Here is a 7049-nt window from a genome sequence, read left to right as displayed (position 1 = left end):
GTCCGCACCGCGGAACTCTCTGGCAGGCTCGACGGCCTGCTCGCGCGTATCGATGCCGCCGTGGCCGCCGCGGGCCGCCCGGCGGGCTCGGTCCGCCTGCTCCCGGTGACGAAGTTCTTCCCCGCCGCCGACGTCGACATCCTCTACCGCCTCGGCAGGCGCGAGTTCGGCGAGTCACGCGAGCAGGAGGCCTCGGCCAAGGTCGGCCGGCTGACCTACGACGACATCGAATGGCACATGATCGGCCGTTTACAACGGAACAAGGCGCGCGCGGTGGCGCGGTGGGCGCACACCGTGCACTCGGTCGACAGCGAACGCCTGGCAAACGCGCTGGACCGGGCCGCGCAGGACGCACTGGCAGCCGGCGAGCGTACCGCGCCCCTGCGTGTCCTGCTGCAGGTGAGCCTGGACGACGACCCCGGACGCGGGGGTGTCGCACCGGCCGATCTGCCCGCCCTCGCCGACCTGGTGGCGAAGGCTCCCGGCCTGGATCTGGCCGGTCTGATGGCGATTCCGCCCCTTGACGTCGCGACTGATGCGTCCTTTGCGAATCTTGCGACTTTGCACACTTCGCTGCTCGCGCAACACGCCGATGCCACCGAACTTTCTGCAGGTATGTCGGGTGATTTGGAAGTTGCGGTCGAACACGGTTCGACCTGTGTGCGTGTCGGAACCGCCCTGATGGGCGCGCGACCGATAACCTCGGCGTAGCAAAGAAACCTCATCAGTCACATTCGACACATACGATTGGCCGACGAGGCGCTGAGCAAGAACTTCAACACCCGGCCGCCACCGGGGCCGAAGGAAGGTCGACCATATGAGCGAGCGGAGCGAGCGAGTCATCGGCTCAGCCACCTGCGTGGTCATGCCGGAACCGAGCGAGCGCGAGGTGGAGTCATGAGCACGCTGCACAAGTTCAAGGCGTACTTCGGCATGGTTCCGCTCGACGAGTACGAAGACGATTACGTCGACGATCACGCCCCTCGTGGCGCCGAGGAGCGCGCCGGGCGCACCCGCCCGCGCAGCTACGACCGTTACGCCGAAGACCGTTACGGCTCCGACCGTTTCGAGGACGAGGCCGACGACTACCCGCAGCCGGCCTACAAGTCGGCCTACCAGGCGCGTCGTGACGATTACGTCGCCGACACCTACGCCGACGATCGTTACGAGGCGCCGCGGCGTCCGACCAGGATCGAGACCGCCCCGTCATCGGGTCGCTCGTTCCGGGCGGGCGGTGTCGCACCCGGCATGCGCGGCTCCACCCGTGGAGCGCTCGCGGTCGATCCCGACGCCGAGGAGCGCAGGCTCGAGGAGCGCTTGCGCCCCGAGCCCGCGGCAGCGCGGCGGCCCGGGATCTTCGAGGACGGAGGTCCCTTGTCCAAGATCACCACGCTGCGTCCACGGGACTACAGCGAGGCCAGGATCATCGGTGAGCGTTTCCGCGAGGGCAACCCGGTCATCATGGACCTGGTCGACCTGAGCAATGCCGATGCCAAACGGCTGGTCGATTTCGCGGCCGGGCTCGCGTTCGCGCTGCGCGGTTCGTTCGACAAGGTGGCGACGAAGGTGTTCCTGCTCTCACCGGCCGATGTCGACGTATCGGCGGAAGAGCGCCGCCGGATCGCCGAAAACGGATTCTACAACCAGAAATAGACGCCACATCCGCATCATCGTGATGGCCGCCCGCGCACCGCGCGGCGCGGCCATTTTGCAAGCCGCCGATTTTGCGGCAGAGTGAAGCCGTGGCCCTGTTCGCGGTTCTGTACCTCGTGCTTTTCATCTTCTGGCTGTTGTTGATCAGCCGGGTGATTGTCGAGTTCATTCGCAGTTTCGCGCGCGATTGGCGCCCTACCGGTGTGGTGGTGATCCTGCTGGAGGTCATCTTCACGGTGACCGACCCGCCGGTGAAACTCCTGAGGCGGTTGATACCTCCTGTGAACCTCGGGGGTATTCGGCTCGATCTGTCGATAATGGTCCTGCTCTTCGTGGTCTTCATCCTGATGTCCATCGTGGGTAGGCTCGGGCAGCCCGTGACCTCCGTGTGACATACTGAATCGAGAAGACCGCTTGCTAGTTCTCCAAAAGACGCGTGAAGGGATCCTTCGATGCCGCTGACTCCTGCCGATGTGCATAACGTCGCGTTCAGCAAACCGCCGATCGGTAAGCGCGGCTACAACGAGGACGAGGTCGATGCCTTCCTGGATCTCGTCGAGCAGGAGCTTTCGCGCCTGATCGAGGAGAACGCCGACCTGCGCCAGCGGGTCGCCGAGCTCGACACCGAGCTGGCCGATGCCAAGAAGAACCGCGCAGCCGCCCCGGTCAACGCCGTGAAGGCGCCGGTCCAGCAGGCTCCGCCGCCAGCCCCTGAACCTATCGCGCCACCGGTGCCCGCCGCACCGCCGGCGCCGATGCCGGTCGCCGCGCCGGTCCGGGACAACTCCGGTCCCGACGCGAACATGCAGGCCGCGAAGGTGCTCACCCTGGCGCAGGAGATGGCCGACCGGCTCACCACCGACGCCAAGACCGAGGCCGAGGGACTGCTCTCGAACGCGCGGGCAAACTCCGAGCGACTGGTCGGCGACGCCCGCACCCGCTCGGAGGCGATGATCGCCGACGCGCGCCAGAAGTCCGACGCGATGCTGACCGACGCGCAGAACCGCTCCGACACCCAGATCCGGCAGGCCAAGGACAAGGCCGAGGCGCTCACCGCCGACGCCGAGCGTCAGCACGCGGAGATCATGGCCACCATCACCCAGCAGCGCACGGTGCTGGAAAGCCGCATCGAGCAGCTGAAGACCTTCGAGCGCGAGTACCGCGTGCGACTGAAGTCGTACCTGGAGTCGCAGCTGGAGGAGCTGGAGAACCGCGGGTCGGCCGTTCCGGTCGACGGTGGCGAGTTCGCCGGCGAAACCAACGGTTCGGCCAACAGTCTGGCTCCCGCCTCCTTCGCCAAGGGCGGCAAGTAAACTGAACCCGGGTCGCGCGGCACGCCGCGTGATCCGGGAACGCCCAGCTTTCATCGGGCTGCTCGGGTTTCTTGGGAGTCAGCATGCTCGTCTTGACGCTCGTCCTCGCGGCAATCGGTTTCGGTCTGCTCGTCGCGGCGCTCGCCACCGGTTCGGTGCTGTGGGCCTGGGGGTGCATTCTGATCTGCATGATCGGTGCCGCCACGCTGCTGGTGAGTGCGCTGGCCGCGCGAAAACCCGAGAACGACCCGGTCCAGCCCGGACGACACGTCCGGCGGGACTGACCGCGGGAATATTCGCTCGACGGTCCCCGCTAGAATCGAAGAACACACGGCACTGATCCGGCCATCACCGGGGAGCCTTCGGAAGAACGGCGCTCGCGCTCAGTAGAACCGAACGGGTGAGCCCGTCACAGCTCACACAACGAGAGGCCCGCGCCGCTCCCGTCAGGGTCGGAACGGGCAAACGGGGTGGTACCGCGGTACGGCGCACCGGCGCCGGCATCGTCCCCGTGCCCAGGATCCGCGCCGACGGCGCGGCGGCACGAGGAGCAGATCCGCGATGGCGGACGAGACAACCACCGGTGCATACCCCCGGGTCGACTTCGGCGCCGGTTCCGGCGCGTCGTTCCCGGAACTCGAACAGCAGGTGCTCGACTACTGGGCCCGCGACGACACCTTCCGCGCCAGCCTGCGCAACCGGGACGGCAACGACGAGTTCGTCTTCTACGACGGCCCGCCCTTCGCCAACGGCCTGCCGCACTACGGCCACCTGCTCACCGGCTACGTCAAGGACCTGATCCCGCGCTTCCAGACCATGCGCGGCAAGCTCGTCGACCGCCGCTTCGGCTGGGACACCCACGGCCTGCCCGCCGAGATCGAGGCCGAGAAGCAGCTCGGCATCACCGACAAGGCGCAGATCGACGAGATGGGACTGGCCGAGTTCAACGCCGCCTGTAAGTCCTCGGTGCTGCGCTACACCGGCGAGTGGCGTGACTACGTCACCCGCCAGGCGCGCTGGGTCGACTTCGACAACGACTACAAGACCCTCGATCTCGACTTCATGGAGTCGGTGATGTGGGCGTTCAAGTCGCTCTACGACAAGGGCCTGATCTACCAGGGCTTCCGGGTGCTGCCCTACAGCTGGTACGAGCAGACGCCGCTGTCGAACCAGGAGACCCGCCTCGACGACGCCTACAAGATGCGGCAGGACCCGGCGGTCACCGTCGACATGCAGCTGGTCGTCCCGGCCGAGCATCCCCTCGCCGCGCTCGACGGCGCGAACGCGCTGATCTGGACCACCACGCCGTGGACCCTGCCGTCCAACCTGGCGATCGCGGTGCACCCCGACGTGCGCTACGTGCACGTGCGCGGCGCCGACGACAAGCGCTATCTGCTTGCCGCCGAACGTGTCTCGCACTACTCCCGCGAGTTCGGCGACGAGCCGGAGGTGCTCGGCGAGTACGACGGCGCTGCCCTGGCCGACCTGTCCTACCGCCCGCCGTTCGACTTCTTCGTCGGCCACCCGCACGCGCACCGCGTGCTCACCGCCGACTACGTCACGACCGACTCCGGCACCGGAATCGTCCACCTCGCACCGGCTTTCGGTGAGGAGGATATGGACGTGGCCGCGGCCAACGGCATCGAGATCGTGCAGCCGCTGGACCCGGCGGGCAAGTTCACCTCGATGGTGCCGCCGTACGAGGGCCTGATGGTCTTCGACGCCAACCCGGTGATCATCAAGGACCTCAAGGCCGCCGGAAAGCTGTTGCGGCACGAGACGATCGAGCACTCCTACCCGCACAGCTGGCGTTCCGGCCAGCCGCTGATCTACATGGCCGTCCCGTCCTGGTTCGTCGCGGTCACCCAGTTCCGCGACCGGATGGTCGAGCTGAACAAGCAGATCAGCTGGGTGCCCGAGCACATCCGCGACGGCCAGTTCGGCAAGTGGCTCGAGGGCGCGCGCGACTGGAACATCAGCCGTAACCGCTACTGGGGCAGCCCGATCCCGGTGTGGGTCTCCGACGACCCGGCCTACCCGCGCGTCGACGTCTACGGTTCGCTCGACGAGCTGGAAGCCGACTTCGGCGTGCGTCCGCAGGATCTGCACCGCCCCTACATCGACGAGCTCACCCGGCCCAATCCCGACGACCCGACCGGGAACTCGACCATGCGCCGGGTGCCCGAGGTGCTCGACTGCTGGTTCGAATCGGGCTCGATGCCGTATGCCCAGGTGCACTACCCGTTCGAGAACAAGGAGTGGTTCGACAGCCACTTCCCCGGCGATTTCATCGTCGAGTACAACGGGCAGACCCGCGGCTGGTTCTACACGCTGCATGTCCTGTCGACCGCGCTGTTCGACTCGCCGTCGTTCAAAACCGTTGCCGCGCACGGCATCGTGCTCGGTGACGACGGCCTGAAGATGTCGAAGTCGAAGGGTAACTACCCCGACGTCAACGAGGTCTTCGACCGCGACGGCTCCGACGCCATGCGCTGGTTCCTGATGAGCTCGCCGATCCTGCGCGGCGGCAACCTCATCGTCACCGAGCGCGGCATCCGCGAAGGCGTCAGCCACGCGCTGCGCCCGCTGTGGAACGCGTGGACCTTCCTGCAGCTCTACGCCTCCAAGCCCGGACAGTGGCGCACGGACTCGCCGAACGTGCTCGACCGGTACATCCTGGCCAAGCTCGCTGTCACCCGTGACGTGATCACCGAGGCGCTCGAGACCTACGACATCGCCGGCGCCGCCGACGAGCTGCGCTCCTTCGCCGACGCGCTCACCAACTGGTATGTGCGCCGGTCGCGTTCGCGGTTCTGGTCCGAGGACCGCGACGCGGTGGACACGCTGCACACGGTGCTCGAGGTGGTCACCCGCCTCGCCGCGCCGCTGCTGCCGCTGATCAGCGAGGTCATCTGGCGCGGGCTCACCGGCGAGCGGTCGGTGCACCTGACCGACTGGCCCACCGAGACCGAGCTGCCGCACGATCCCGAGCTCGTCGCCGCCATGGACGAGGTGCGGGTGGTCTGCTCCACCGTGCTGAGCCTGCGCAAGGCGCAGAACCTGCGGGTGCGGCTGCCGCTGGCCGAGGTCACCATCGCCGCGGCCGACGCGGAGCGGCTCGCGCCGTTCACCGCGCTGATCGCCGACGAGGTCAACGTCAAGAAGGTCGACCTGACCACCGACGTCGCCGTGCACGGCCGGTTCGAGCTGGCCGTGAACGCGCGCGCCGCCGGTCCCCGCCTGGGCAAGCAGGTCCAGACGGTGATCAAGGCTGTCAAGGCGGGGGAGTGGACGGAGTCGGCCGACGGTGTCGTCACCGCCGCCGGGATCACCCTGCTGCCCGAGGAGTACACCCAGCGCCTGGTCGCCGCCGAACCGGAGTCCACCGCCGCCCTGCCCGGCAATGCCGGTCTGGTGGTGCTGAACTCGGTGGTCACCGAGGAGCTGGAGGCCGAGGGCTGGGCCCGCGACCTCATCCGCGACCTGCAGGAGACCCGCAAGTCACAGGGCCTCGACGTGTCGGACCGGATCAGCGTGATCCTGGATGTGCCCGCCGAACGGGCCGAATGGGCCCAGACCCACCGCGACCTGATCGCCGGGGAGATCCTGGCCACCACACTGACTTTCGGTGCGGCGGGCCCGGATGCCGCGGAGATCACCGGCGGGGTGCGCGTTTCGGTCAGCAAGGCGTAGATCGCCGTAGACAGGGGCGGGGTCGGAGACGGCCCCGCCTCTTCTGCATTGCCGTGGCGGCAACGACAGCCGCCGTCCGGGTCGAATCGACTGCGGCGCACGCGGATTCGCATGCCTCGGGCACTCGGCGACACGCCCGATGCTGGAAATTTGCTGAAATGGGGGACATTCGCCGGATCGTCGGGCACAATCTGACGCGTTGCTGCTGATGCGCATGGAACACGCTCAGGTGACAGTGACTGCTCGTGATGATTGTCCTGTGGAAACGGTGTGGGGGCGGGGGGGGGTGGTGGCCCGCCCGCCCCCCCCGCAACGGGGGGGTGCGGCGGATGCCCCCCCCCACCCCCCCCCCTGCTGTAGAGGCCCCAGGGGGCCCCCACCCCCCCCCCC

At 67.8% G+C, this 7049-nt stretch carries 6 protein-coding genes; all 6 read left to right on the top strand.

Translation table 11 applies throughout. The annotated features are described in order from the left end of the window. Nucleotides 1-711 (top strand): YggS family pyridoxal phosphate-dependent enzyme (locus tag ACFWPJ_RS20225; protein ID WP_378853486.1); only part of this gene is annotated, 711 nt, incomplete at its 5' end. Between the two features lie 186 nt (nucleotides 712-897). Continuing rightward, nucleotides 898-1653: a cell division protein SepF gene (locus ACFWPJ_RS20220; protein ID WP_189033701.1), complete on the top strand. Its 756-nt coding sequence runs from the start codon at nucleotides 898-900 to the stop codon at nucleotides 1651-1653. Between the two features lie 89 nt (nucleotides 1654-1742). After that, nucleotides 1743-2045: a YggT family protein gene (locus ACFWPJ_RS20215; RefSeq protein ID WP_189033702.1), complete on the top strand. Its 303-nt coding sequence runs from the start codon at nucleotides 1743-1745 to the stop codon at nucleotides 2043-2045. A gap of 60 nt (nucleotides 2046-2105) precedes the next feature. Then, nucleotides 2106-2966, top strand: a complete 861-nt coding sequence (locus ACFWPJ_RS20210; protein ID WP_378853484.1) for a DivIVA domain-containing protein — start codon at nucleotides 2106-2108, stop codon at nucleotides 2964-2966. 83 nt (nucleotides 2967-3049) lie between these two features. Next, the gene (locus tag ACFWPJ_RS20205) at nucleotides 3050-3250 is read left to right on the top strand and encodes a hypothetical protein (protein WP_378853482.1); all 201 of its coding nucleotides are present in this window, start codon (nucleotides 3050-3052) and stop codon (nucleotides 3248-3250) included. 277 nt (nucleotides 3251-3527) lie between these two features. Beyond that, complete coding sequence (ileS, locus tag ACFWPJ_RS20200) at nucleotides 3528-6659, top strand: isoleucine--tRNA ligase (RefSeq protein WP_378853480.1); 3132 nt, start codon at nucleotides 3528-3530, stop codon at nucleotides 6657-6659. The last annotated feature ends 390 nt before the right edge of the window (nucleotides 6660-7049 follow it).

Source organism: Nocardia sp. NPDC058497 (assembly GCF_042720195.1).
Taxonomy (GTDB): Bacteria; Actinomycetota; Actinomycetes; order Mycobacteriales; family Mycobacteriaceae; genus Nocardia.
The sequence above is the reverse complement of the archived record's forward strand: the minus strand, read 5'-3'. Positions and strand labels throughout refer to the sequence as shown.